The sequence below is a fragment of the Streptomyces sp. genome, assembly GCF_019510245.1.
Taxonomy (GTDB): domain Bacteria; phylum Actinomycetota; class Actinomycetes; order Streptomycetales; family Streptomycetaceae; genus Streptomyces.
Window position 1 is genome coordinate 70,584 of record NZ_JAEKKT010000119.1, and the last position, 26,317, is coordinate 96,900.

Annotated in this window: 20 protein-coding genes and 2 pseudogenes; 14 read left to right on the forward strand and 8 right to left on the reverse strand. The window is 71.6% G+C overall.

The window, feature by feature from the left end; all coding sequences use genetic code 11:
- Nucleotides 1-16: 16 nt before the first annotated feature.
- Both JF597_RS10460 and JF597_RS10465 read left to right on the forward strand, forming a co-directional pair.
- Nucleotides 17-1,231 carry an acetyl-CoA C-acetyltransferase gene (locus tag JF597_RS10460; protein ID WP_293992129.1) on the forward strand — a complete coding sequence of 405 codons (1,215 nt, stop codon included), beginning with the start codon at nucleotides 17-19 and terminating at the stop codon, nucleotides 1,229-1,231.
- Between the two features lie 40 nt (nucleotides 1,232-1,271).
- Nucleotides 1,272-3,449: a 3-hydroxyacyl-CoA dehydrogenase NAD-binding domain-containing protein gene (locus JF597_RS10465; RefSeq protein WP_293992130.1), complete on the forward strand. Its 2,178-nt coding sequence runs from the start codon at nucleotides 1,272-1,274 to the stop codon at nucleotides 3,447-3,449.
- A gap of 36 nt (nucleotides 3,450-3,485) precedes the next feature.
- On the opposite strand, the gene JF597_RS10470 is transcribed toward JF597_RS10465, so the two are convergent.
- Nucleotides 3,486-4,193: a MerR family transcriptional regulator gene (locus JF597_RS10470; RefSeq protein ID WP_293992252.1), complete on the reverse strand. Its 708-nt coding sequence runs from the start codon at nucleotides 4,191-4,193 to the stop codon at nucleotides 3,486-3,488.
- A 253-nt stretch (nucleotides 4,194-4,446) separates the two neighbouring features.
- On the opposite strand from JF597_RS10470, the gene JF597_RS10475 reads away from it, so the two are divergent.
- Nucleotides 4,447-5,916 carry an amino acid permease gene (locus JF597_RS10475; RefSeq protein ID WP_293992131.1) on the forward strand — a complete coding sequence of 490 codons (1,470 nt, stop codon included), beginning with the start codon at nucleotides 4,447-4,449 and terminating at the stop codon, nucleotides 5,914-5,916.
- A 42-nt stretch (nucleotides 5,917-5,958) separates the two neighbouring features.
- A complete protein-coding gene (locus JF597_RS10480) occupies nucleotides 5,959-6,450 on the forward strand; it encodes a macro domain-containing protein (protein WP_293992133.1) in 492 nt (163 codons plus the stop codon).
- Nucleotides 6,451-6,547: 97 nt separating this feature from the next.
- Here the strand turns inward: JF597_RS10480 and JF597_RS10485 are convergent, their stop codons facing one another.
- Nucleotides 6,548-8,017, reverse strand: a complete 1,470-nt coding sequence (locus tag JF597_RS10485; protein ID WP_293992135.1) for a M1 family metallopeptidase — start codon at nucleotides 8,015-8,017, stop codon at nucleotides 6,548-6,550.
- A gap of 223 nt (nucleotides 8,018-8,240) precedes the next feature.
- Here JF597_RS10485 and JF597_RS10490 point away from each other — a divergent pair, with 223 nt between their 5' ends.
- Complete coding sequence (locus tag JF597_RS10490; RefSeq protein ID WP_293992138.1) at nucleotides 8,241-10,193, forward strand: Xaa-Pro dipeptidyl-peptidase; 1,953 nt, start codon at nucleotides 8,241-8,243, stop codon at nucleotides 10,191-10,193.
- A 4-nt stretch (nucleotides 10,194-10,197) separates the two neighbouring features.
- Here JF597_RS10490 and JF597_RS10495 read toward each other — a convergent pair whose 3' ends face one another.
- On the reverse strand, nucleotides 10,198-11,142 hold the full coding sequence (locus JF597_RS10495; RefSeq protein WP_293992140.1) for an FAD-dependent oxidoreductase: 945 nt from the start codon (nucleotides 11,140-11,142) through the stop codon (nucleotides 10,198-10,200).
- 65 nt (nucleotides 11,143-11,207) lie between these two features.
- Here JF597_RS10495 and JF597_RS10500 point away from each other — a divergent pair, with 65 nt between their 5' ends.
- The 3 genes from JF597_RS10500 (at nucleotide 11,208) to JF597_RS10510 (ending at nucleotide 14,481) form a co-directional block, all read left to right on the forward strand.
- Complete coding sequence (locus tag JF597_RS10500) at nucleotides 11,208-12,230, forward strand: oxidoreductase (protein ID WP_293992142.1); 1,023 nt, start codon at nucleotides 11,208-11,210, stop codon at nucleotides 12,228-12,230.
- 56 nt (nucleotides 12,231-12,286) lie between these two features.
- Nucleotides 12,287-13,933, forward strand: coding sequence for an ABC-F family ATP-binding cassette domain-containing protein (locus JF597_RS10505; RefSeq protein WP_293992144.1), 1,647 nt, complete (start codon nucleotides 12,287-12,289; stop codon nucleotides 13,931-13,933).
- A 71-nt stretch (nucleotides 13,934-14,004) separates the two neighbouring features.
- Nucleotides 14,005-14,481, forward strand: coding sequence for a DUF1003 domain-containing protein (locus JF597_RS10510; protein WP_293992147.1), 477 nt, complete (start codon nucleotides 14,005-14,007; stop codon nucleotides 14,479-14,481).
- A gap of 297 nt (nucleotides 14,482-14,778) precedes the next feature.
- On the opposite strand, the gene JF597_RS10515 is transcribed toward JF597_RS10510, so the two are convergent.
- Together JF597_RS10515 and JF597_RS10520 are read right to left on the reverse strand one after the other, a co-directional pair.
- Entirely contained in the window at nucleotides 14,779-17,157 is a 2,379-nt protein-coding gene (locus JF597_RS10515) for a Tex family protein (protein WP_293992149.1), read from the reverse strand.
- 313 nt (nucleotides 17,158-17,470) lie between these two features.
- Nucleotides 17,471-17,932: pseudogene (locus tag JF597_RS10520) on the reverse strand (hypothetical protein); the annotation flags it as partial.
- Here JF597_RS10520 and JF597_RS10525 point away from each other — a divergent pair.
- Together JF597_RS10525 and JF597_RS10530 are read left to right on the forward strand one after the other, a co-directional pair.
- A pseudogene (locus JF597_RS10525) lies at nucleotides 17,932-18,423 on the forward strand (helix-turn-helix domain-containing protein); the annotation flags it as partial. The pseudogenes JF597_RS10520 and JF597_RS10525 overlap by 1 nt on opposite strands.
- 7 nt (nucleotides 18,424-18,430) lie before the next feature.
- Nucleotides 18,431-19,081: a DJ-1/PfpI family protein gene (locus tag JF597_RS10530; protein WP_293992152.1), complete on the forward strand. Its 651-nt coding sequence runs from the start codon at nucleotides 18,431-18,433 to the stop codon at nucleotides 19,079-19,081.
- Here JF597_RS10530 and JF597_RS10535 read toward each other — a convergent pair.
- The gene (locus JF597_RS10535; protein ID WP_293992154.1) at nucleotides 19,053-19,808 is read right to left on the reverse strand and encodes an enoyl-CoA hydratase-related protein; all 756 of its coding nucleotides are present in this window, start codon (nucleotides 19,806-19,808) and stop codon (nucleotides 19,053-19,055) included. The two genes, JF597_RS10530 and JF597_RS10535, sit on opposite strands and share 29 nt — an antisense overlap.
- A gap of 245 nt (nucleotides 19,809-20,053) precedes the next feature.
- On the opposite strand from JF597_RS10535, the gene JF597_RS10540 reads away from it, so the two are divergent.
- Nucleotides 20,054-20,548: an ATP-binding protein gene (locus JF597_RS10540; protein WP_293992254.1), complete on the forward strand. Its 495-nt coding sequence runs from the start codon at nucleotides 20,054-20,056 to the stop codon at nucleotides 20,546-20,548.
- Nucleotides 20,549-20,575: 27 nt separating this feature from the next.
- Here the strand turns inward: JF597_RS10540 and idi are convergent, their stop codons facing one another.
- Complete coding sequence (idi, locus tag JF597_RS10545) at nucleotides 20,576-21,169, reverse strand: isopentenyl-diphosphate Delta-isomerase (RefSeq protein WP_293992156.1); 594 nt, start codon at nucleotides 21,167-21,169, stop codon at nucleotides 20,576-20,578.
- Nucleotides 21,170-21,374: 205 nt separating this feature from the next.
- Nucleotides 21,375-22,316: a cation diffusion facilitator family transporter gene (locus tag JF597_RS10550; protein ID WP_293992158.1), complete on the reverse strand. Its 942-nt coding sequence runs from the start codon at nucleotides 22,314-22,316 to the stop codon at nucleotides 21,375-21,377.
- Between the two features lie 425 nt (nucleotides 22,317-22,741).
- Here JF597_RS10550 and JF597_RS10555 point away from each other — a divergent pair, with 425 nt between their 5' ends.
- The 3 genes from JF597_RS10555 to JF597_RS10565 are packed head-to-tail and all read left to right on the forward strand — an operon-like array spanning nucleotide 22,742 to nucleotide 26,306.
- The gene (locus JF597_RS10555; RefSeq protein WP_293992160.1) at nucleotides 22,742-24,508 is read left to right on the forward strand and encodes a DUF5941 domain-containing protein; all 1,767 of its coding nucleotides are present in this window, start codon (nucleotides 22,742-22,744) and stop codon (nucleotides 24,506-24,508) included.
- Nucleotides 24,505-25,257, forward strand: a complete 753-nt coding sequence (locus JF597_RS10560; RefSeq protein ID WP_293992162.1) for a phosphocholine cytidylyltransferase family protein — start codon at nucleotides 24,505-24,507, stop codon at nucleotides 25,255-25,257. The genes JF597_RS10555 and JF597_RS10560 overlap by 4 nt, the downstream gene beginning before the upstream one ends.
- Nucleotides 25,245-26,306, forward strand: a complete 1,062-nt coding sequence (locus JF597_RS10565; protein ID WP_293992164.1) for an iron-containing alcohol dehydrogenase family protein — start codon at nucleotides 25,245-25,247, stop codon at nucleotides 26,304-26,306. Before JF597_RS10560 ends, JF597_RS10565 begins: the two co-directional genes overlap by 13 nt.
- Nucleotides 26,307-26,317 lie beyond the last annotated feature (11 nt).

Consider the following 26,317-nt stretch of genomic DNA (forward strand, 5'->3'; position numbering starts at 1 on the left):
GTTGAAAGGCTTGTCAGTGAGCACCGAAGCGTACGTGTACGACGCGATCCGCACCCCGCGCGGCCGCGGCAAGGCGAACGGCGCCCTGCACGGCACGAAGCCCATCGACCTCGTCGTCGGACTCATCCACGAGATCCGGGACCGTTTCCCCGGCCTCGACCCGGCCGCCATCGACGACGTCGTGCTCGGTGTCGTCGGCCCGGTCGGCGACCAGGGCTCCGACATCGCGCGGATCGCCGCGATCGCCGCCGGACTGCCGGACACGGTCGCCGGCGTCCAGGAGAACCGCTTCTGCGCCTCCGGCCTGGAGGCCGTCAACATGGCCGCCGCCAAGGTCCGTTCGGGCTTCGAGGACCTGGTCCTCGCGGGCGGCGTCGAGTCCATGTCCCGGGTGCCGATGGCCTCGGACGGCGGCGCCTGGTTCAACGACCCGATGACCAACCTGGCGGTCAACTTCGTGCCGCAGGGCATCGGCGCCGACCTGATCGCCACCATCGAGGGCTTCTCCCGCCGGGACGTCGACGAGTACGCGGCGCTGTCCCAGGAGCGCGCGGCGACGGCCGTCAAGGAGGGCCGCTTCGACCGCTCCGTGGTCCCCGTGAAGGACCGCGCGGGCCTCACCGTCCTCGACCACGACGAGCACCTGCGGCCCGGCACCACCGCCGACTCCCTCGCCAAGCTGAAGCCGTCCTTCGCCGACATCGGCGAACTGGGCGGTTTCGACGCGGTCGCCCTGCAGAAGTACCACTGGGTCGAGAAGATCGACCACGTCCACCACGCGGGCAACTCCTCCGGCATCGTCGACGGCGCCTCCCTGGTCGCCATCGGCTCGAAGGAGATCGGCGAGCGCTACGGCCTCACCCCGCGCGCCCGCATCGTCTCGGCCGCCGTGTCGGGCTCCGAGCCGACCATCATGCTCACCGGCCCCGCCCCCGCCACCCGCAAGGCCCTCGCCAAGGCCGGCCTCACCATCGACGACATCGACCTGGTCGAGATCAACGAGGCGTTCGCGGCGGTCGTCCTGCGCTTCGTGAAGGACATGGGTCTGTCCCTGGACAAGGTCAACGTCAACGGCGGCGCCATCGCACTCGGCCACCCCCTCGGCGCCACCGGCGCGATGATCCTCGGCTCCCTCGTCGACGAACTGGAGCGGCAGGACAAGCGCTACGGCCTCGCCACCCTGTGCGTGGGCGGCGGCATGGGCATCGCCACCATCGTCGAGCGCGTCTGACATCCCCGCGGAACCAAGAGACCTCACGGAGACACGAGCCATGACCGAGAGCACCACCATCCGCTGGGAACAGGACGACACCGGCGTCGTCACCCTCGTCCTGGACGACCCCGACCAGTCCGCCAACACCATGAACGCGGCCTTCGCCGAGTCCCTCGCCGCGGTCACCGACCGCCTGGAGGCCGAGCAGGACTCGATCCGGGGCGTCATCTTCACCTCCGCCAAGAAGACCTTCTTCGCCGGCGGCGACCTGCGCGACCTCATCCGGGTCACCCCGGAGACCGCCCAGGACCTCTTCGACGGCGGCCTCGCCGTCAAGCGCAACCTGCGCCGCATCGAGACCCTGGGCAAGCCGGTCGTCGCCGCCATCAACGGCGCGGCCCTCGGCGGCGGTTTCGAACTCACCCTCGCCTGCCACCACCGCGTCGCCCTCGACACCCCCGGCACCAGGATCGGCTGCCCCGAGGTCACCCTCGGCCTGCTCCCGGGCGGCGGCGGAGTCGTCCGCACGGTCCGCCTCCTCGGCATCGCCGACGCCCTGCTGAAGGTCCTCCTCCAGGGCACCCAGTACAACGCCCGCCGGGCCCAGGAGAACGGCCTGATCCACGAGGTCGCCGCCACCCCCGAGGAACTCCTCGCCAAGGCCCGCGCGTTCATCGACGCCAACCCCGAGTCGCAGCAGCCCTGGGACAAGCCGGGCTACAAGATCCCCGGCGGCACGCCCGCCAACCCCAAGTTCGCCGCCAATCTGCCCGCTTTCCCGGCCAGCCTGCGCAAGCAGACCAACAACGCCCCCTACCCGGCGCCGCGCCGCATCCTCGCCGCCGCCGTCGAGGGCAGCCAGGTCGACTTCGAGACCGCCCAGGTCATCGAGGCACGCTACTTCGTGGAGCTGGCCGCCGGGCAGACCTCGAAGAACATGATCCAGGCGTTCTTCTTCGACCTCCAGGCCGTCAACTCCGGCGCCAACCGGCCGCAGGGCATCGAGCCCCGCAAGGTCACCAGGGTCGCCGTCCTCGGCGCGGGCATGATGGGCGCCGGTATCGCCTACGCGTGCGCCCGCGCGGGCATCGACGTCGTCCTCAAGGACGTGTCGGCGGAGGCCGCCCTCAAGGGCAAGGGCTACTCCGAGAAGCTCTGCGCCAAGGCCGTCGCCAAGGGCCGTACCAGCCAGGAGAAGGCGGACGCGCTGCTCGCCCGGATCACGCCCACCGCCGACCCGCAGGACCTGGCCGGCTGCGACGCGGTCATCGAGGCCGTCTTCGAGGACACCGCACTCAAGCACAAGGTCTTCCAGGAGATCGAGTCCGTCGTCGCCCCCGACGCGCTGCTCTGCTCCAACACCTCCACGCTCCCGATCACCGCCCTCGCCGAGGGCGTCGAGCGCCAGGCCGACTTCATCGGCCTGCACTTCTTCTCGCCCGTCGACAAGATGCCGCTCGTCGAGATCATCAAGGGCGAGCGGACCGGCGACGAGGCCCTGGCCCGTGCCTTCGACCTGGTCCGGCAGATCAACAAGACGCCGATCGTCGTCAACGACTCCCGCGGCTTCTTCACCTCCCGCGTCATCGGCCACTTCATCAACGAGGGCGTCGCCATGGTCGGCGAGGGCATCGAGCCCGCCTCGGTCGAGCAGGCGGCGGCCCAGGCCGGCTACCCGGCCAAGGTGCTCTCCCTGATGGACGAGCTCACCCTCACCCTGCCGCAGAAGATCCGCCGCGAGTCGAAACTGGCCGTCGAGGAGGCCGGCGGCACCTGGACCGTGCATCCCGCCGAGGCGGTCATCGACCGCATGGTCGACGAGTTCGGCCGCCCCGGCCGCAGCGGGGGAGCGGGCTTCTACGACTACGCCGAGGACGGCAGCAGGGCCGCGCTCTGGCCCGGTCTGCGCGAGCACTTCACCAGGCCCGGCCACGAGATCCCGTTCCGGGACATGCAGGAGCGCATGCTCTTCGCCGAGGCCCTCGACACCGTCCGCCTCGTGGAGGAGGGCGTCCTCACCTCGGTCGCGGACGCCAACATCGGCTCGCTCTTCGGCATCGGCTTCCCGGGCTGGACCGGCGGCGTCCTGCAGTACATCAACGGCTACGAGGGAGGCCTGCCCGGCTTCGTGGCACGCGCGCGTGAACTCGCCGAGACCTACGGCGAGCGGTTCACCCCGCCCGCGCTGCTGGTCGAGAAGGCGGAGAAGGGGGAGACCTTCACGGACGGCCGCTGAGCCGCCGCCGAGCCGGGTGCGCGCAGCGGATCCTCCTCAGGAGCCGTCGAGCCACTGGTGCACCTCCGCGCTGAGCGACCGCTGGAAGGTGGTCAGCAGCGCCTGGACCACCAGCGGCTGCATGTGCGCGGACAGCGACTTCACGTCCGCCTCGGTCCGCTCCGCCACCTCGGCCCGGAACAGCAGGGACAACTCGTGCGCGGCCGCCCGCGCGTGCTCGGTCAGGACCGTGCGCGCGGCCAGGATCGCCTTCTCGGACAGCGGTACGTCGAGGAGCTGCACGGCGAGCCGGAGCAGGCCGGGGTCGATGCGGTAGCCGTCCCCGTCGGGCCGTACGACGTCCATGGCGACGAGCCGCTCGACGTCCTCCTCGTCCAGCGGCCGCCCGGCCCGCCGCCGCAGCTCCCGGGCCGTCACGGTCTCCTCGGCGTCCGGGGCCCAGGAGGCCACCACGGCCCGGTGGATGGCCAGGTCGTGGTGGCTGAGGCCGGGCGGCAGCTGCCGCAGGTAGCGCTCGATCGCCGCCAGCGTCATGCCCTGGTGCTGCAACTCCTCGATCAGCGCCAGCCGGGCCAGGTGGTCGCGCCCGTAGTGGCCCACCCGGCGCGGACCGATCACCGGCGGCGGGAGCAGCCCTTTGGTGCCGTAGAAGCGGACCGTGCGGACCGTGGTGCCGGCCCGCGCGGCCAGCTCGTCGATGGTGAGCGCCGGCTCCCCGGAGTCGCCCTCGGTGTCGGTCGTCATGTGCAGCAGTATCGCTGTCACACCGGCACTGTGACACCGGGCGCTCCTCGCGGAGAGTTCTCCTGATGTTCATCTTTGAGTCGAGGTCATGACCTTGTGAGAAGTTCCGCTCTGTGATCCACGTCATCGCATACGCCCTGCTCACCGAGGGAAGGTGGGGCCTTGGTCTGTGCCCACCACCGAGCGCGCCGACCGACTCCGTCCGGACACCCGAGCGCGACCCGCTCGGGCGCACCAGAGAGTGGAACCACCTGTGAGCAAGGACGCCGTGGACACGGCACAGGCTGCCGCCACCCGGACCGACGTGGCCCAGACGCCTGCGGACGCGGGCGACGCCGGCTACAGCAAGGACCTCAAGGCGCGCCACGTCAACATGATCGCCATCGGCGGCGCGATCGGCACCGGCCTCTTCCTGGGCGCCGGCGGCCGCCTCCACAACGCGGGCCCGGCCCTCGCCCTCGCCTACCTGGTCTGCGGGATCTTCGCCTTCTTCGTGGTCCGCGCCCTCGGCGAGCTGGTCCTCTACCGCCCCTCCTCCGGTTCCTTCGTGTCGTACGCGCGCGAGTTCCTGGGTGAGAAGGGCGCGTACGTCGCCGGCTGGATGTACTTCCTGAACTGGTCGACCACCGGTATCGCCGACATCACCGCGATCGCGCTCTACACCCACTACTGGAGCATGTTCACGAGCATCCCCCAGTGGACGCTCGCGCTGATCGCCCTCGCCGTCGTCCTGGCGGTCAACCTGATCTCGGTGAAGATCTTCGGCGAGATGGAGTTCTGGTTCGCGATCATCAAGGTCGCCACCCTGGTCGGCTTCATGCTGATCGGCATCTTCCTGCTCGCCACCCAGCACCAGGTCGACGGCCAGACCCCGGGCCTGAGCGCCATCGGCGACCACGGCGGGATCTTCCCGCACGGCCTGATGCCGGTCGTCCTCGTCATGCAGGGCGTGATCTTCGCGTACGCGGCCCTGGAGCTGGTCGGCGTAGCGGCGGGCGAGACCGCCGAACCGGAGAAGGTCGTCCCGCGCGCGGTGAACTCGATCATGTGGCGCGTCGGCCTCTTCTACGTCGGCTCCGTCGTCCTGCTCGCCCTGCTCCTCCCCGGCTCGGTGTACTCCGCCGACGAGAGCCCCTTCGTCACCGTCCTCTCCAAGATCGGCGTCTCGGGCGCCGGCGACGTGATGAACCTGGTGGTCCTCACCGCGGCGATGTCCTCCCTCAACTCCGGCCTCTACTCCACGGGCCGCATCCTGCGTTCCATGGCGGTGGCCGGCTCGGCCCCGAAGTTCACGGCCCGCATGAACCGCAGCCAGGTGCCCTACGGCGGCATCCTGCTGACCTGCGCGGTCTGCGTGCTCGGCGTCGGCCTGAACTACCTGGTGCCCAGCCAGGCCTTCGAGATCGTGCTGAACGTCGCCTCCCTCGGCATCATCAGCACCTGGGTGATCATCATGCTCTGCCACCTGGTCTTCGTCCGCCGCGCGAAGGCGGGCCTGGTCGACCGCCCGGCGTTCCGCCTGCGCTTCAGCCCGGCGACCGAGATCGCCACGATCGTCTTCCTGCTGGTCTGCCTCGGCATGATGTGGAAAGACCCCGAGGTCGGCCGCAAGACCCTCCTGCTCATCCCGGTGATCGCCGCCCTGCTGGTGGCCGGCTGGTTCGGCGTCCGCCGCCGGGTCTCCCAGGCGGCCGACAAGGAGCTGTCACAGCTCGGGAAGTAACAGCTCGGAGCCATTGTCAGTGGCATCGCCTACGGTGGCGTCATGGGGGAGATCACATACCACCGGGGCGACGCCACCACACCGTCGGGCAAGGGCGTCAAGGTCATCGCCCACGTCTGCAACGACCTCGGGGGCTGGGGAAAGGGCTTCGTCCTGGCGCTCTCCCGCCGCTGGCCGGAGCCGGAGAAGGCGTACCGCGCCTGGCACCGCGACCGCGCGAACAACGACTTCGCCCTGGGCGCGGTCCAGCTGGTCCGCGTCGAGCGCTACATCTGGGTGGCCAACATGATCGGCCAACGCGGCACCAGAACCGGCAGCAAGGGCGTCCCGGTCCGCTACGAGGCGATCGACACGGCCCTGGCCAAGCTCGCCGGCGAGGCGACCGAACGCGGCGCGTCCGTACACATGCCCCGCATCGGCTGCGGCCTGGCCGGCGGAAAATGGTCCCGGATCGAGCCGCTGATAAACGAGCGGCTGGTGGCCCGCCGGATCCCGGTCACCGTGTACGACTACGGCGACGAAGCGCCCCGATAGGGGCGCTGGGGGTCCCCCCGGCCGAAGGCTGGGGGAGGAACTGCGCGACCGGCCATCACCGGCCCGCAGCCCCCCACCCACCGCACCCGGCACCTGCTCAGTGCACGTCGTTCGTAGCCTCGATCCGCTTCCACGACTTCGGCTGGACCGGAGCCACCGCCGCCCTGAACGCAGGCGCCGTCGGCTTGCTCGGCTGGAACAGCCACGCGTCGAACAACCCCGACAGCGACTTCCCCGACACCTTCTCCGCATACGCCTCGAAGTCGGCCACGGACGCGTTCCCGTACGCGTGCTCCCTCGGCCACCCCTTCAGAATCGCGAAGAACGCGTCGTCCCCGACCGCGTTCCGCAACGCCTGGACCGCCAGCGCCCCCCGGTCGTAGACAGCGATGTCGAACTGGTCGTCGGGCCCGGGATCCCCCGGCTTCACCGTCCAGAACGCGTCGTCGGCCGGATGCGACGCGTACACGTAGTCGGCGAGCTCCTGCGTCGTGCCCTCGCCCTCGTGCTCGGACCACAGCCACTGTGCATAGCGGGCGAACCCCTCGTTGAGCCAGATGTCCTTCCAGCCCTTGAGGGAGACGTCGTCGCCGTACCACTGGTGCGCCAGCTCGTGGACGACCACGGAGGTGTTGGCGCCGTTCGCGAACTGCCTGGGGCTGTAGTACACACGGGTCTGCGTCTCCAGCGCGTACCCGGTGGTGGTGTTCGGCACGTACCCGCCGGCCGAACTGAAGGGATACGGCCCGAAGTAGCCGGAGAGCCAGTCGACGAGCTCCCCGGTGCGCTCCACACTCGCCCGGGCCGCCCCGTCGTTGTCGCCGAGGTCCTTGCTGTAGGCGTTGACGACCGGCACGCCGCCCTCGGAAGTGCTCGTCGTGATGTCGAACTTCCCGACCGCCAGAGTCGTCAGATAGGTCGCCTGCGGCTTGTTCTGCCGCCAGTTGTACCGGGTCCAGCCGCGCTGCGAACTCGTCGACTGGAGCAGGCCGTTGGAGATGACCTGGGTGCCGTCGGGGACGGCCACCGACACGTCGTAGGTCGCCTTGTCCAGCGGGTGGTCGTTGCTCGGGTACCACCACCACGCGGCCTCGGGCTCGTCGGCCGCGACCGCCCCGTCCGGCGTGCGGTGCCACGTGTCGAAGCCGTACGCGCTCTTGGTCGACGGCACCCCGCTGTAGCGGACGACGACCGTGACCTGCGTGCCCTTCGCCAGCGGCGACTTGGGCGTGACGACCAGCTCGTGCTGACCGGAGGCGGCGAAGCCCGCCTTCACCCCGTTGACCCGCACCTCGCTCACGTCCAGCAGGAAGTCCAGGTCGAAGCTGGACAGGTCCTGCGTGGTGCGCGCCAGGATCGTCGCCGTGCCGGCCAGCTCGTCGGTGGCCGGCTGGTACTGCAACCGGAGGTCGTAGTGGGAGACGTCGTAACCGCCGTTGCCGTAGTACGGGTAGTAGGGGTCGCCGATGCCCGGCGCGCCGGGGCTGTAACTCGCGGCCGATGCCGGGATCGCCAGCAGCAGGGAGGCCGCCGCGAGGGCGCCCGGCGCGAGGATTCTGCGGTGCACGAGAACTCCAGATCGGTAGGGGGCCGAAGCGCGTCCGCCACACCGCGGCGGGCCGCGCCAAGTCGATGGAGCACGAAACTGTCCGGAGCCTATTCAGTCCCTGTGCCCCCCGGCCTGTCCATGGCACCTCCTGTCACACGATCGCCATTCGGCCGCAATCAGTCCTGACGATCCCCCAGATGCCCCCTTCTGCACAGGAGTTGACCGGGGTAGCGTCCGCCGCATGCCGAAACGCACGCGCTTCACGATCTGGAGACCGTTCGCTGTCGCGGCCGTCGCAGCCCTGATCGCCGCCTTCCTCACCCCGGCCGCGGCCCAGGCCGCCGGCGCCCCGCGCGAGAGCCGACCGGTCTACTCGTACGCGAACGCCATCCGCGAGGCCGTCTGGGTGGACACCGGCCTCGACTCCGACGGCGACGGGAAGACCGACCGGGTCGCCGCCGACGTCGTCCGCCCCGCCGAACCCGCCGCCCAGGGCCGCAAGGTGCCGGTCATCATGGACGCAAGCCCCTACTACTCCTGCTGCGGCCGCGGCAACGAGAGCCAGGTCAAGACGTACGACGCGAGCGGCGACGTCGTCCAGATGCCGCTCTTCTACGACAACTACTTCGTCCCCCGCGGCTACGCCTTCGTCGGCGTCGACCTGGCCGGTACCAACCGCTCCGACGGCTGCGTGGACGTCGGCGGACGCTCCGACATCCAGTCCGCGAAGGCCGTCGTCGACTGGCTGAACGGCCGGGCGAAGGCCTACCGCAGCCGCACCGGCACCACCACGGTCAAGGCGACCTGGACCAACGGGAAGACCGGCATGATCGGCAAGAGCTGGGACGGCACCATCGCCAACGGCGTGGCCGCCACCGGCGTCAAGGGACTCAGGACGATCGTCCCGATCAGCGCCATCTCCTCCTGGTACGACTACTACTTCGCCCAGGGCGCCCCGCTCTACGACTCGGGCCCCGACTGGCTGGCCGGCGCCGTGGAGAGCGACGCGGCCTACGCCAAGTGCGGTGCCGTCCAGCAGAAGCTGGTCGACGGCGCCCCGCGCAGCGGCGACTGGACCGGCCTGTGGACCGAGCGCGACTACGTCAAGGACGCCTCCAAGGTGAAGGCGAGCGTCTTCCTCGTGCACGGCATGCAGGACCTCAACGTCCGCACCAAGCACTTCGGCCAGTGGTGGGACGCCCTGGCCAGGAACGGTGTCGAGCGCAAGATCTGGCTCTCCCAGACCGGGCACGTCGACCCCTTCGACTACCGGCGCGGCGCCTGGGTCGACACCCTGCACCGCTGGTTCGACCACGAACTCCTCGGCTACGACAACGGCATCGACCGTCAGCCGATGGCCGACATCGAGCGCCACCCCGACCAGTGGGTGACCTCCTCCGTCTGGCCGCCGCGCGGCACGAAGACCACCACCCTGCACCCCGCCACCGGCACCCGGCCCGGCGTAGGCACCCTCGGACTGCGCAAGGGATCCGGCACCGAGACCTTCACGGACGACCCGCGGCAGAGCGAGACCGACTGGGCCGCCCAGCTCGCCACCCCGACCTCGGACAAGGCCGGCTTCCTCACCGCGCCGCTCACCCGGGACCTGCGGCTGTCCGGCTCGTCGAAGGTGACCGTCACCGCCACCCCGACCACCTCGACGGCCCACCTGACCGCCGTCCTGGTCGACGTCGGCCCGGACACCGTCCGGGACTACGCCGACGCCGCCGAGGGCATCACCACCCTCACCGACCGCACCTGCTGGGGCGAGAGCACCGCCGGTGACAGCGCCTGCTTCCTGAAGACCGCGGCAAAGACCAAGTCCGTCGACTACACCGTCTTCAGCCGCGGCTGGGCCGACCTCGGCACCTACGCCGACCCCGGCAAGGGCGTCCCGCTCACGCCGGGCAAGGCCTACACCATCACACTCGACCTGGCGGCCACCGACCACGTCGTACCGAGGGGCCACCGCCTGGCACTGATCGTCGCAGGCACGGACAAGGACCTCATCGACCCGCCGTCCACCACCCCGACGCTCACCGTGGACCTGTCCCGTACGACGGCCAGGGTCCCGCTGGCCGGCGGCGCGGCCGCGTTCGCCCGCGCCACCGCCACCCGGTGGACCGCGCCCGAGGCGGCCACCCTGCACGGGGTCCGCGCCCCGCGCGCCGTCCAGCGCGTCCCCGCGAGCTGACCGCTCAGGCGGCCGGGCCGGTGTCCACCAGCCCGGCCGCCTCCCGCGCACATCCCCAGGCGACGGTGACCCCGGCCCCGCCGTGCCCGTAGTTGTGGATCAGCACTCCGCCGTCCGGCCGGAGTCCGTGCTCCAGACGGACCGCAGGCCGGTACGGCCGCAGCCCCACCCGGTGCGCCAGCACCCGCGCCCCGGCGATCTCCGGCCGGACCGCCGCACAGCGCGCCACGATCCCGGCCGCGACCTCCGGATCCCACTCCAGCGACCAGGCGTCCTCCTCCGCCGTGCCCCCGAGCAGCAGCCCGCCGGGCTGTGGGAAGAAGTAGGCGGAGGCGCCCCCCGCCACCTCGTCGGACGTGTACCAGGTGGTGATCCCGGGGTTCTCCACCACGACCAGCTGCCCACGCACCGGACGCACCGCCGGATCCGGCACGAGCGAACGGGCCCCGAGCCCGGTGCAGTTGACGACGACCGGTGCGGGCACCTCGCCCAGCGCCGCGACCGCCCGCTCCTCGACCGTCCCGCCCGCCCGCTCCAACCGCCGGCGCAGCCAGCCCAGATGGACCGGCATGTCGATCAACGGCAGCCGGGCCGCCAGGCCTTCGTCGGTCTCGGCCAGTCCCGGCACCTTCGCCGCCCACGCGCCCAGCCCGTCCAGCCGCAGGCCGCCGTGTACGCCCTCGACCAGGCGTACGCCCGTCTCCTCCGGCCGAGTCGCCAACTCCCCGTACACGACAAGGGAGGCGAGCGCCCACTCCCCGACCAGCGTCTCGGGCTCGATGCGGTACGGCCACCACAGCGCGCCGGCGACCGCCGAGGTCGTACGCCCGCCGGTCTCCCGGGCCCACACCCGCACCCGGCGCCCGCCCTCGGCCAGCACCACCGCCGTGGTCAGTCCGACGACCCCGCCGCCGACCACGATCACTTCGTCACTCAGCTCAGGCTGCACACCGTGACGTTAGCGGAATATGTCATGCCGCGCTCAGATCGTCCCGCTCTGGGGATACTCACAGCATGTCTGCCGCATACGCGACCTTCGGCCTGGCCCCGGCGATGCGCGCCGGCGGTGTCCTCGCCGACGGCGGCTACCAGCTCCACAGGGACTTCGTGGACTTCGTCGTCGACGGTCACCCGCTGCTCTTCCAGCTCTCCGACCTGGACGCCGTCTCCCCACTCGCCTCCGACGTCCCGCCCGCGATCTTCACCGCCCAGGTCCGCAGCCTCTTGCTGGAGTCCGAGGCCCCGCTGCCCGACGGCCGGTACGTCGTCTACGGCTGCCCCGAGTGCGAGGACCTGGCCTGCGGCGCGGTCACCGCGGTCATCGAGCACGACGGCGACGACTACGTCTGGCGGGACTTCGCCTGGCAGACCTCCGAACACGCCGACCTGGAGCTCAACGGCTACCACGGCATCGGCCCCTTCCGTTTCCACGGCCCCGAGTACCGTGACGCCCTCGGCGCGCTCCTGGCGGACTCCGGCCCGCCGCCCGGCCGCCGGGTGCTGCTGATCGGCGCCCGCGTCGCCCTCCTCGCCAAGCTGGCCGCCGCCCTGCGCACCATCGGCATCGGCGCCGACATCACCCGCGACGCCGACGGCGTCCCCGCCGAGGAACTCCGCGGCTACGCGGCCGTCGTCTTCGGCCCCGCGGTCGCCGAGGCCGAGCGGACCGCCGTACGCCGGGCGTTCGAGCGGGCGGGCGTGGCGGTGGCCCACGTCGACGGACTCGCCCCGATCGTCCCGCTCCTCGTCGCCCAGATCGAGCACGCCCTCGACCGCAGCCCGCTCCCGCAGCGCCGGCTGGCCGGACTGGCCGCCGCCGACGGCACCGCCGGCATCGAGGTCACCTCGCCCTGCCGGGTACGGCTCACGGCGTACCGCCTCGACCGTCTCGCCCGGCCCCGCACCCACGAACTCTTCGACGGCGTCCTGGAACCCGGCCTCCACCGCATCGCGCTGGACGGCAGGGCGGCCAAGGGCGGCTCCTTCGTCGTGGCCCGCACCTCCGGGGGCGTGCTGGTGGCGGCGCTGGAGCGCTGACCGGGGGAGAACAGGGCTGAGGTCGGGCAGCCCCGCACATTAGGATCGGCGTTCTGATGACTGCCACCCTCGTCGCCAAGAACCTCGCCGCCGGGCACGGCGACCGCTCGCTCTTCTCCGGGCTCGACCTCGTGGTCGCGCCCGGCGACGTGATCGGTCTGGTCGGTGCCAACGGCGCGGGCAAGTCCACCCTGCTGCGGCTGCTCGCCGGGCTCACCGCCCCCGACCAGGGGGAACTGCGCCTCTCCCCGCCGACCGCGACCGTCGGCCACCTGCCCCAGGAGCCGGAGCGGCGGCCGGGCGAGACCGTCCGTGCCTTCCTCGCCCGGCGCACCGGGGTCGCCGAGGCGCAGCGCGTGATGGACGAGGCGACCCAGGCTCTGGTCGACGGCGCACCGGGCGCCGACGACGCCTACGCCACCGCCCTGGAGCGCTGGCTCGACCTGGGCGGCGCCGACCTGGAGGAGCGGGCCGAGGAGATCGCCGACTCCCTCGGCCTGGCCGTCGACCTCGACCAGTCGATGACGGCCCTCTCCGGCGGCCAGGCCGCCCGCGCCGGCCTCGCCTCCCTGCTCCTCTCCCGCTACGACGTCTTCCTCCTCGACGAGCCCACCAACGACCTCGACCTGGACGGCCTGGAACGCCTCGAACGGTTCGTGACCGGCCTCCGCGCCGGCACGGTCGTCGTCAGCCACGACCGCGAGTTCCTCACCCGCACGGTCACCAAGGTGCTCGAACTCGACCTCGCCCAGCAGCAGATCCACCTCTACGGCGGCGGCTACGACGCCTACCTGGAGGAACGCGACGTGGCCCGCCGGCACGCCCGCGAGGACTACGAGGAGTACGCCGACAAGCGGGCCGCCCTCCGGGACCGGGCCCAGATGCAGCGTTCCTGGATGGACAAGGGCGTCAGGAACGCCCGGCGCAAGGCGTCCAGCGACAACGACAAGATCGGCCGCAAGTTCCGCAGCGAGGCCAGCGAGAAGCAGGCCGCGAAGGCCCGCCAGACCCAGCGCATGATCGAGCGCCTGGAGGTCGTCGAGGAGCCCCGCAAGGAGTGGGAGCTGCGCATGGAGATCGCTGCGGCGCCGCGCTCCGGCGCCGTCGTCGCCACCCTGCGGGACGCGGAGGTACGGCGCGGCGACTTCTCCTTCGGCCCGGTGTCCCTCCAGATCGACTGGGCGGAGCGGATCGCGGTGACCGGCGCCAACGGCGCGGGCAAGTCGACGCTGATCGCCACGCTGCTGGGCCGGGTGCCGCTCGACAGCGGGCACGCGGCCCTCGGCCCGGGCGTCCTGGTCGGCGAGGTCGACCAGGCCCGCAGGCTCTTCCATGGCACCGAGTCCCTGCTGGACGCCTTCTGCGCGGCCGTACCCGACACCGAACCGGTCGAAGTCCGCACCCTGCTGTCCAAGTTCGGTCTCAAACAGGACCACGTGCTCCGGTCGGCGGCCACGCTCTCCCCGGGCGAACGCACCCGCGCCGCCCTCGCCCTCCTCCAGGGCCGGGGCGTCAACCTCCTGATCCTGGACGAGCCCACCAACCACCTCGACCTCCCTGCGATCGAGCAGCTGGAGTCCGCCCTCGACACCTACGAGGGCACCCTCCTCCTGGTCACCCACGACCGCCGCATGCTCAACGCGGTCCGAGTCACCCGCCGCCTGGAGGTGGCGGCAGGAAAGGTGACGGAAGCGCCCCTGTAGGGGCGCGGAGCTCTACGGATATGCGGCTCCGCCGCTGCGATCACCGCTGGACACCTGCCAGGAGAGTGGCCATGAGCACATCACCGAAGCGGCCGGCCCTTCGGATCGCGAACGAACAGGACGTCCTCGCACAGCTGCGCGGCACCCAGGACCGCATCGCGGACGCGATCACCGCCTTCGCCGGCACCATGACCTTCGTCTACCTGCACGCCCTGTGGTTCGCGGTCTGGATCGTCTGCAACGAGGGCGTGTTCGGCGACGGAGCGATCTGGGACCCGTTCCCCTTCGGCCTGCTCACCATGATCGTCAGCCTGGAGGCGATCTTCCTGTCCACCTTCGTGATGGTGAGCCAGAACCGGCAGGCCGCCCGCGAGAACGTCCGTGCCGACCTCGACTTCGAGACCAACGTGCGCTCGGAGGTGTGGTCCATCCACATGGGGCGGGCCCTCGGCGTCGATCCCGCGGAGGTCGAACGGCACGTCCAGGAGCTCCTCGCGGAGAACCGCGCTCGGATGAACGGCACCGCCCAGCCGCCGCAGGAGACGTGATCCTTCAGGCGGTGGCGTCGAGCTTGTCGTCGCAGGGGGAGATGCGGGGAGCGGGGTTGTGCGCCGAGCCCCTCCAGCTTCCACACCAACACGTCACGCGCGTCCTGGAGATACGTCCGGAGATCGGCCTTCAAGTCTGGTCCAGTCATGGGATCAGTCTCGGGATCACCGGCTGGCTGTCCACGCGATTCGGGGTACGAGGCCACACCGGGAGGCACAGCCGAGCCGAAGGGGCGCGGGGAACTGCGCGACCAGCCACTACGGACCGCAGCTCCCCACCACCTCCGGAAGGGCTCGTCAGCGCTTCCCGTCCCGACCGCCCAACAACCCGGCCCGGCGCAGAGCATCGGCCATGGCACTGTTCGCCGGAGCCGGCGCCGAAGCCTGCCGGGCGCCGCCTCCCTGCCGCTGCTGCTGTCGCTGCTGCGGCGGACGCCCGCCGCCACCCCGCTGCTGCTGTCGGCGCTCACCGCCGGAGGCCGGCGCCGCTTCGTCGTCCAGCCGCAGCGTCAGCGAGATCCGCTTGCGCGGGATGTCCACGTCGAGGACCTTCACCTTGACGATGTCACCGGGCTTCACCACGTCCCGCGGGTCCTTGACGAACGTCTTGGACATCGCGGAGACGTGGACCAGGCCGTCCTGGTGCACACCGACGTCGACGAACGCGCCGAAGGCCGCCACGTTCGTCACGACCCCCTCCAGGACCATCCCGGAGGACAGGTCGGAGATCTTCTCGACGCCCTCCTTGAAGGTGGCCGTCTTGAAGGCCGGACGCGGGTCGCGCCCCGGCTTCTCCAGCTCCTTGAGGATGTCGGTGACGGTCGGCAGACCGAACGTCTCGTCCACGAAGTCCGACGGCCGCAGCGAGCGCAGCGCACCCGTGTTGCCGATGAGCGCGGCCACCTCCTGGCCCGACGTCTTCACCATCCGCCGTACGACGGGATAGGCCTCGGGGTGGACGCTCGACGCGTCCAGCGGGTCGTCGCCGCCGCGGATGCGCAGGAAGCCCGCGCACTGCTCGTACGCCTTGGGGCCGAGCCGGGCCACGTTCTTCAGCTGGCCGCGGGAGGTGAACGGGCCGTTGGCGTCGCGGTGGGCCACGATGTTCTCGGCGAGCCCGGAGGTGATGCCGGAGACCCGGGCGAGGAGCGGGGCCGACGCCGTGTTGACGTCCACGCCCACGCCGTTCACACAGTCCTCGACCACCGCGTCCAGCGAGCGCGAGAGCTTCACCTCGGACAGGTCGTGCTGGTACTGGCCGACACCGATCGACTTGGGGTCGATCTTCACCAGCTCCGCGAGGGGGTCCTGGAGGCGGCGGGCGATGGAGACGGCGCCGCGCAGCGACACGTCCATGTCCGGCAGCTCCTGGGAGGCGAAGGCGGAGGCCGAGTACACGGACGCGCCGGCCTCGGACACCATCACCTTGGTGAGCTTCAGGTCCGGGTGCCTGGTGATGAGCTCACCTGCGAGCTTGTCGGTCTCGCGGGACGCCGTGCCGTTGCCGATCGCGATCAGGTCGACCGCGTGCTCCTTGGCGAGCCGGGCCAGCTTGGCGATCGCCTCGTCCCACTTGTTGGCCGGGACGTGCGGGTAGATGACGTCGGTGGCGACCACCTTGCCGGTGGCGTCCACGACGGCGACCTTCACACCGGTCCGGAAACCGGGGTCCAGGCCCAGCGTCGCCCGGGTCCCGGCCGGGGCGGCGAGCAGCAGGTCGCGCAGGTTCGCCGCGAACACGTTGACCGCCTCGTCCTCGGCGGCCGTGCGCAGCCGCAGCCGCAGGTCGATGCCGAGGTGGACCAGGATGCGGGTGCGCCAGGCCCAGCGGACCGTGTCCGACAGCCACTTGTCGGCCGGCCGGCCCCGGTCGGCGATCCCGAACCTGTGGGCGACGATCCCCTCGAACGAGGACGGGCCCTCGGTCGGCTCCTCCGGCTCCAGGACGAGGTCGAGGACCTCCTCCTTCTCACCGCGCAGCATCGCCAGGATGCGGTGCGAGGGCAGCTCGGTGAACGGCTCGGCGAAGTCGAAGTAGTCGGCGAACTTCGCGCCCGCCTCCTCCTTGCCGTCCCGCACCTTCGCGGCGAGCCGGCCGCGCACCCACATGCGCTCGCGCAGCTCGCCGATCAGGTCGGCGTCCTCCGAGAAACGCTCGGTGAGGATCGCCCGGGCCCCGTCGAGGGCGGCCTGCGGATCGGCGACGCCCTTGTCGGCGTCGACGAAGGCGGCGGCGGCCGCCAGCGGCTCCACCCCCGGATCCACGAGCAGTCCCTCGGCCAGCGGTTCGAGACCGGCCTCGCGCGCGATCTGCGCCTTGGTGCGCCGCTTCGGCTTGTACGGCAGGTAGATGTCCTCGAGCCGCGCCTTGGTCTCGGCGCCCCGGATCTGCGCCTCCAGCTCGGCGGTGAGCTTGCCCTGCTCCCGCACCGACTCCAGGATCGCCGTCCGCCGCTCCTCCAGCTCCCGCAGGTAACGCAGCCGCTCCTCGATCGTGCGCAGCTGCGCGTCGTCGAGCATCTCGGTTGCTTCCTTGCGGTAGCGGGCGATGAAGGGCACCGTCGAACCGCCGTCGAGCAGCTCCACGGCAGCCTTGACCTGCCGCTCCCGTACGCCGAGCTCCTCGGCGATCCTGCCTTCGATGGACCCTGGAACCAGGGACCCGGGTGTCGTCACGATCCCGTACCGCCTTCTCCACTGAGGTTGCGCCGCAATTGTGGCAGGTGACACCGACAACCGGGCCCCAGGGCGCCGTTCCACGACACGGACTCACCACGAATCCGTCGCACACCCGGGATCCGGTCGCACACCTGAATGAATCAGCCGAACGAACCGCCCCCGCCTCGATCGCCCGTTCCCGCCTCGATCGCCCGCTCCCGGCGATCCGTCCGCTTCCCGCGATCCGCCGCAGCGGCGCTCGGCCCCGGCGGCGCCGTCCGGCGGTGTCCAGTCGGCCGCGTACCCCGACGCTGCCCTGGCCCCCGCTGCGTCACCCTTTGCCGAGGAGGTCCGCGGGGAACGCCCCCGCGGCCACCGCCGCCCGCGCGAAGTCCGCCGCCAGTTCTGTCAGTTGGGCGACTCCGTCGGCCCCCAGGTGCTCGTAGGGCGCCCGGTCCAGGCGGTCCGTCTCCGTCTCGATCTCCGCCCGCAGGGCCACCCCCGCCTCGGTCAGCTCGCCCGCCGCGTCGAGCAGGCCGCGTTCCCGCAGCCGTGTCACCGCCGCGTCCCAGTCGTCCTGACTCCAGCCACGCGTGGCGAACACCCACTTCGGGGCCATGCCCTTGCCGGTCGCCGTGTGCGTCACGACCGCCTCCAACCCGTCGAGACCGGCCGCCAGCAGCGCCGCGAGGTGCCCGTCGCCGCGGTGCTCGCGCAGCAGCGTGGCCGCGTACCAGTAGGCGAGGTGGGGCTCCTCGGGCACCGGCAGGTCGGCATGGGCGGCGTACAGAGGAGGAGGACCTCGGCCGGGACGTGGCGCTCACCGTCGCCCGGCACCTGGTGGTGTTCCTGCGCAGGCCCGGCAACCAGGCGCAGTTCAGCGCCCAGCTCGCCGCCCAGACCGCACAGCGTGCACCGCTGCGGGAGGTCCAGCTGGGGGCACCTCCCACGCCCTTCAGGCAGTGGGGGAGGATCACCGAGCACCCGGACGACGACCTGAGCGTCGAGGCCCTGGCCGCCCGCGCGGCGCTCTCGCCCCGGCACTTCGCCCGCGCCTTCCAGGCCGAGACCGGGACGACGCCCGGCCGCTACGTCGACCGGGTCCGGCTGGAACACGCCCGCCGGCTCCTGGAGGACACCGGCGACGGCGTCGAGGGCGTCTCCCGCGCCAGCGGCTACGGCACGCCCGAGGCGATGCGCCGCGCCTTCCTCAGGGTCCTCGGCACGACCCCCGCCGAATACCGGCGCAGGTTCAGCCCGGCCACCGCAGGCCCGCCCCGTTAGGAGAGCCATGCAGATCGCGATCGCCCTCTACGACCGTTTCACCGCCCTCGACGCCGTGGGGCCCTACGAGACCCTGAGCCGGATCCCGGGCTCGGAGATCGTCTTCGTGGCCGAGGAGACCGGCCCCGTCCGCACCGACAACGGGCAGCTCGCCCCGACCGCGGGGAAGACCTTCGCCGAGGTGCCGCACCCCGATGTCGTGGTCGTCCCCGGCGGCCCCGGCCAGACCGCGCGGATGACGGACCGGGCCCTCCTGGACTGGATCCGCACCGTCGACACCACCAGCACCTGGACGACCTCCGTCTGCACCGGCTCCCTGCTGCTCGCAGCCGCCGGCCTCCTGGAAGGCCGCCGCGCCACCTCGCACTGGCTGGCCCTCGACGAGCTGCGCGGGTTCGGCGCCGAGCCGACCGGGGAGCGGGTGGTCACCGACGGCAAGTACGTCACCGCGGCCGGTGTCTCCGCCGGCATCGACATGGGTCTCGCCCTGGTCGGCCGCATCTCCGGGGACGCGGTCGCCCAGGCAGTCCAGCTCGGGATCGAGTACGACCCGCAGCCGCCCTACGACGCGGGCTCCCCGCGGAAGGCGCCCGCCGAGGTCGTCGGCCTGCTCCGCTCGATGAGCCGGTTCATCCTCGGGGCGGAATCGCCCACGTGAACCGCGGCTCGCGCCGCTCCAGGAACGCGGCGACGCCCTCGGCGGTGTCGCCGCTGCCGCGGGCCTGCTCCGCCCAGTGCGCGTCCCGGTCCGCGCGGCCGTTCGCGAACTCCTTGGCGGCGGCCTGCGTCAGCTGCGAGCGGGCGGCCAGGATCCTGGTGAACTCGGCCACCCGCTTGTCCAGTTCGCCCTCCGGCAGCACCTCGTCGACCAGACCGGTGCGCAGCGCCCGCTCCGTGTCGATCAACTCGCCGGAGAAGAGGAGGTACTTGGTCGCGGCCGGGCCGACCAGGGACACCAGGCGGCGGGTCGAGGCGGCCGGGTAGACGATGCCGAGCTTGGCCGGTGTCACCCCGAACAGCGCGCCCTCCTCCGCGAACCGCAGGTCGCAGGCGGCGGCGAGCTGCGAGCCGCCGCCGACACAGTGGCCGCGCACCGCGGCGAGGGTCGGCTTGGGAAACGCGGCGAGGGCCTCTTCGGCGGCGACGGCGAGGGACTGCGCCTCGGCGGGGGAGCCCCGGAGGGTGGAGATGTCGGCGCCGGCGCAGAAGGTGCCGCCCTCGCCGGTGAGCACGAGGACCCGCACGGCGGGGTCGGCCGCGAGGGTGTCGAGGAGCGGCGGGAGGGCGCGCCACATCTGCGCGGTCATCGCGTTGCGTTTGGCGGGGTTGCGGATGACGACCGTGGCAACGGCGTTTCCGACCTGGTGGTCGAGACGGGGCTCCATAGTGCGGGATGGTATCCGCGCCCGCACTCGTCCACCTCGGAAAGTTCTCATACCCGTACAACCCGAATAGTTCGCGAAGTCGGCACCGAGGAGGGCAAGAGTCGTTCCACAACTGACGTTGTCATACGCCAACGGTCAGATCCGCTCGATATTTGCTGACTTGTGTTCAGTCCTCCGGAGTGGAGGGGGTCGTTGCCAACACTCGACGTGTGGTGACAATCGAGCGCGAGGGTGGCGACCGGACGATGGAGAACCACGGGCGCGGGCACGACCCGCGTCCAGAGGGAGGCGGCGCTCCGCCGCCGGATCCGCTGCCGTACGAAGGAATCTGGCGGTTCACCGCCGCCGCCGTGGACGCCTCGGTCCCGCAGGCGCGGCGCGCCGTACGGGACCTGCTCCAGCGCCAGGGCGTCCCGGTCTCGGAGGACCTGGTGTACGGGCTTTTGCTGATCGTCTCCGAGCTGGTCACCAACGCGGTCAAGCACGCGGCGCTGCTGTCGCCGGTGCTCGCCGTGGAGGTCGCCGTCGGCGCCGAGTGGGTGCGGGTGTCGGTGGAGGACAACCACCCCTACCGCCCGACCGCCCTGGAGGCCGACCACGGGCAGACCGGCGGCCGGGGGCTGCTGCTGGTGCGGGAGGTGGCCCGGGAGGCGGGCGGGGTCGTGGACGTGGAGCACACGTCGAGTGGCGGCAAGGTGATCTGGGCCGCCCTGCCGCTCAAACCCGCGACGCTGCCGTGAGGCCTCGCGAAGATTCCGTGCGGATTCTCACCAGCCGGCGGACGGGCCCGTCAGCTCCCTGACCGCCGGGCGGGCCGCGTCCAGCACGGTCATGAACCAGGACGAGAAGGTGTCCCGGGCGTGCCGCTCGGCCAGCTCGGCGGCCGTCACGAAGACGGTCGCCTCGACCTCCGCCGGGTCCGGTGCGAGCGGCGCCTGCACCATGCCGACGAACAGGTGGTTGAACTCCTGCTCGACCAGGCCGGAGGCCGGGTCCGGGTGGTTGTAGCGGACCGTGCCCGCCTCGGCGAGCAGCGACGGGGAGACCCCCAGCTCCTCGAAGGTCCGCCGGGCCGCCGCCGCGAAGGGCGCCTCGCCGGGGTAGGGGTGGCCGCAGCAGGTGTTGGACCACACACCGGGGGAGTGGTACTTGCCCAGGGCCCGCTGCTGGAGCAGCAGCCTGCCGTGTTCGTCGAAGAGGAAGACGGAGAACGCCCGGTGCAGCTGCCCGGGGGGCTGATGCGCGGCCAGCTTCTCCGCGGTGCCGATGGTCACACCCTTCTCGTCGACGAGTTCAAGGAAAATCGCGTCTGCGGTCCCTTCCGACGTGCTGTGCGTCGCGGTGGCAGGTGTGATCGGCATACCCATCCTTCGCCTCGGTCTTCGCACCAAGTCTGCCGTACGAATCCGACACTCCCGGCACTTCCCGGCGCGGGGCACGCCGGAAGAGGGACCCGGTACTTGATCGTGCCCTACGGGTGCGGGAGGGAACCGTCCGGGGGTCTCGAACACAAGGACGCCGGGGGAGTGCGGAGCGCTGCGTTCCGGGACCCCGGGCGGGACGGGGTCAGTGGCAGAGCCGGGCCTCGTGCTCCGCGTGCCCGCCCGGTTCCAGCTGGAAGGTGCAGTGCTCCACGTCGAAGTGGTGGCCCAGGCAGCCCTGCAGCTCGTGCAGCATCTTCTCGTGGCCGATGGCGCTCAGCACGTCCGAGCGGACCACCACGTGCGCCGACAGCACCGGCATCCCCGAGGTGATCGTCCAGGCGTGCAGATCGTGGACGTCCTCCACGCCGTCCAGCGCCAGGATGTGCGACCGCACCTGCGTCATGTCGACGCCCCGCGGCGCCGCCTCCAGCAGGACGTCCAGGGTCTCGCGCAGCAGCTTCAGCGTCCTCGGCACGATCATCAGGCCGATGACCAGCGAGGCGATCGGGTCGGCCGCCTGCCAGCCGGTGGTCAGGATCACCACGGCCGAGATCAGCACCGCCAGCGAGCCCAGCGCGTCGGCCGCCACCTCCAGGAAGGCGCCGCGCACGTTCAGGCTCTCCTGCTGGCCGCGCACCAGCAGTGTGAGCGAGATCATGTTGGCGACCAGGCCGATCAGGCCGAACACGATCATCTGGCCGCCGTGCGTGTCCGCGGGCGTGAGGAACCGCTGGACCGCCTCGTACAGCACGTAGCCGCCGACCACGAGCAGCAGCAGGCAGTTCGCCAGGGCGGCGAGGATCTCGGCCCGGGCGAGGCCGAAGGTGCGGTTGGTGCTCGGCGGGCGGTTGGCGAAGTGGATCGCCAGCAGGGCCATGCCGAGGCCCAGGGCGTCGGTCGCCATGTGGGCCGCGTCCGCGATCAGCGCGAGCGAGTCGGCCACCAGGCCGCCGGCGATCTCGACCACCATCACCCCGAGGGTGATGGCGAGCGCCACCCGGAGCCGGCCGCGGTACGCCGCCGCGGCCGTGCCGGTGGGCGGCGCGTGGCTGTGCCCGTGGCCGTGGTCGTGCCCTGCCCCCATGAGATACGCCTCCTGATGTTCGCCCGGGATGACAGTGAACTACGGGTGGGGGGTATCCGGCAACGCGGCACTGAACACCGTTGTCATGTGCCCTGACCTGCGGAAACGAACCCCAGGTCAGGGCACCCTCAGTTACTTTGCGTGCTGGACCGGGGCCGACGGGTCACCGGCCGCGCCGCCCTGCGTCGTTGTCCCGGATGTCCGGTCTGCGAGCGCCATTTGTGAGCCGGGGCCCGGATCGCGGATGATGATCTCGGCAAAGGCAGGGGCAGGGCGGGCCGACCGTGCCGTGAACGGCCGGTGAACAAGCAGTCCTCACCATCCGATAACCTCTGCCGAATGCTTTCCGGGGGCCACCAGGCACACCACGCCCCACCACGCAGGAGACCGGCGCCCGGACGCCGGCACCCAGGGAGTGAGTTCGGTTGTCGACCGCCATCGTCACCGGTCCGCCGGTGCCCGGATCGTCACTGGAGAGCGATCTGCGGGAGCTCGGCTTCGAGGTGCGGGCGGCGTCGGACACCGCCGAGACCGAGGCCCTGCTCGCGGCCGTGCCCGACGGCCGGCGGGTCGCCGTCGTCGACGCCCGCTTCGTCGGCCATCTGCACGCGCTGCGCCTCGGCCTCACCGACCCGCGCTTCCCGCTCGCCGCGATCCCCGGCGCCGTCACCGCCCAGCCCGCCGGCCGTCAGGCCCTGAGCCGGGCGCTGGCCCGGGAGGCAGCCGCGGGCGGCAGCACCGACCTGGCGGTCGACCACCTCGTCACCGCCCTGGACGCCGACGTCCACCGCCCCGAGCTGGGCAGCCTGGTCGCCGCCGTCCCCGCCGACCCGCAGGCCCGCAACGAGGCGCGGCAGGCCGTCGCCGCCGTGGACGACGAGGCCGTACGCCTGAAGTCGGCCGTGAAGTCCCGCGACGGGTTCTTCACCACCTTCTTCATCAGCCCGTACTCCCGCTACATCGCCCGCTGGTGCGCCCGGCGCGGACTGACCCCCAACCAGGTCACCACCGCCTCGCTGCTCACCGCCCTGATCGCCGCGAGCTGCGCGGCGACGGGCACGCGCGCGGGGTTCGTCGCCGCCGGCGTCCTGCTCATCGCGTCCTTCGTCCTGGACTGCACGGACGGCCAGCTCGCCCGCTACTCCCTCCAGTACTCCACCCTCGGCGCCTGGCTGGACGCCACCTTCGACCGGGCCAAGGAGTACGCCTACTACGCCGGTCTGGCGCTGGGTGCCGCGCGGGGCGGCGACGACGTGTGGGCCCTCGCCCTGGGCGCGATGATCCTGCAGACCTGCCGGCACGTGGTCGACTTCTCCTTCAACGAGGCCAACCACGACGCCACCGCCAACACCAGCCCCACCGCCGCGCTCTCCGACCGGCTCGACAGCGTCGGCTGGACGGTCTGGGTGCGCCGGATGATAGTCCTGCCCATCGGCGAACGATGGGCACTGATAGCCGTCCTCACGGCCGCCACCACCCCGCGGATCACCTTCTGGGTGCTGCTCGCCGGCTGCGCCCTCGCCGCCACGTACACCACGGCCGGGCGGGTGCTGCGGTCGCTGACCCGGAAGGCGAAGCGTACCGACCGGGCGGCGACGGCACTGGCCGACCTGGCGGACAACGGTCCCCTCGCCGGACTGGTCTCCCGTGTACTGCCCGCCGCATGGGGCTCCCCGTTCCTGGTGGCGCTCGGCGGCGTGGCGATTCTCGGCGCGTCCCTCTTCTCCGGTGTGACCTGGGCCCCGGTCGCGGGTGCCGTCGTCTACGCCCTCGCCTCCGGCCAGGCCCTCGCCCGCCCCCTCAAGGGCGCCCTCGACTGGCTGGTCCCGCCCCTCTTCCGGGCCGCCGAATACGGCACCGTCCTCGTCCTCGCAAGCAAATCCGGGGTGAACGGAGCCCTCCCTGCGGCTTTCGGCCTGGTGGCCGCCGTCGCCTACCATCACTACGACACGGTGTACCGCATCCGCGGCGACGCCGGGGCGCCGCCGGCCTGGCTGGTACGCGCCATCGGGGGGCAGGAAGGGCGGACGCTGCTCGTCACCGTCCTGGCCGCGGTGCTCACCGCCGCGCAGTTCCAGGCCGCGCTCACGGTCCTCGCCGTGGTCGTGGCCGGGCTGGTGCTCGTCGAGAGCATCCGCTTCTGGGTGTCCGCAGGGGCTCCCGCCGTACACGACGAAGGAGAACCCGCATGATCGGCCTCGTGCTGGCGGCCGGCGCCGGACGGCGTCTGCGCCCCTACACCGACAGCCTGCCCAAGGCGCTGGTGCCGGTGGGGCCTGCCGGGATAGAGGACTCGATCACGGTGCTCGACCTGACCCTCGGCAACTTCGCGGAGATCGGCCTGACCGAGGTCGCGATCATCGTCGGCTACCGCAAGGAGGCCGTCTACGAGCGCCAGGCGGACCTGGAGGCCAAGTACGGGCTCAAGCTCACCCTCATCGACAACGACAAGGCCGAGGAGTGGAACAACGCCTACTCCCTGTGGTGCGGCCGTGACGCCCTCAAGGACGGGGTGATCCTCGCCAACGGCGACACCGTGCACCCGGTCTCCGTCGAGAAGACGCTGCTCGCCGCCCGCGGCGAGGGCAGGCGGATCATCCTGGCCCTGGACACCGTGAAGTCCCTCGCGGACGAGGAGATGAAGGTCGTCGTCGACGCCGACAAGGGCATGACGAAGATCACCAAGCTGATGGACCCGGCCGAGGCCACCGGCGAGTACATCGGCGTCACCCTCATCGAGGGCGACGCCGCGCCCGAGCTGGCCGACGCGCTGAGGACGGTCTGGGAGACCGACCCGCAGCAGTTCTACGAGCACGGCTACCAGGAGCTGGTCAACCGCGGCTTCCGGATCGACGTCGCGCCCATCGGGGACGTCCGGTGGGTCGAGATCGACAACCACGACGACCTCGCCCGGGGACGGGAGATCGCGTGCCAGTACTGACCCGGCTGATCCCCTCGCCGGTCGTCGTCGACATCCGCCCGGGTGCCCTCGACGACCTCGGCGCCGTCCTCGCCGACGAACGCATCTCGCACTCCGGCCGGCTCGCCGTCGCCGTCAGCGGCGGCTCCGGCTCGAAGCTGCGCGAGCGCGTCACGCCGAGCCTGCCGGGCGCCACCTGGTACGAGGTCGGGGGCGGCACGCTCGACGACGCGATCCGGCTGGCCGGCGAGATCAAGGCCGGCCACTACGACGCGGTCGTCGGCCTCGGCGGCGGCAAGATCATCGACTGTGCCAAGTTCGCGGCGGCCCGGGTGGGCCTCCCGCTGGTCGCCGTCCCCACGAACCTCGCCCACGACGGCCTGTGCTCGCCCGTCGCCACCCTCGACAACGACGCGGGCCGCGGGTCGTACGGCGTGCCGAACCCGATCGCGGTCCTCATCGACCTCGACGTCGTCCGGGAGGCCCCGGCGCGCTTCGTGCGCTCCGGGATCGGCGACGCCGTCTCCAACATCTCGGCGATCGCGGACTGGGAGCTGTCCCACCGCGTCACCGGCGAGAAGATCGACGGTCTGGCGGCCGCCATGGCCCGGCAGGCCGGCGAGGCGGTGCTGCGCCACCCCGGCGGCATCGGCGAGAACGACTTCCTCCAGGTCCTCGCCGAGGCGCTGGTGCTCAGCGGGATCGCCATGTCGGTGTCGGGCGACTCCCGCCCGTCCTCCGGCGCCTGCCACGAGATCAACCACGCCTTCGACCTGCTCTTCCCGAGGCGTGCCGCCAGCCACGGCGAGCAGTGCGGACTCGGCGCGGCCTTCGCGATGTACCTGCGCGGGGCCCACGAGGAGTCCATGTACATGGCCGATGTGCTGCGCCGGCACGGACTGCCGGTGCTGCCGGAGGAGATCGGCTTCACCGTGGACGAGTTCGTCCGGGTCGTCGAGTTCGCCCCGGAGACCCGGCCCGGCCGCTACACCATCCTCGAACACCTCGACCTCAAGACCCACCAGATCAAGGACTTCTACGTCGACTATGTCAAGGCCATCGGTAGCTGAACTCCGTCCGG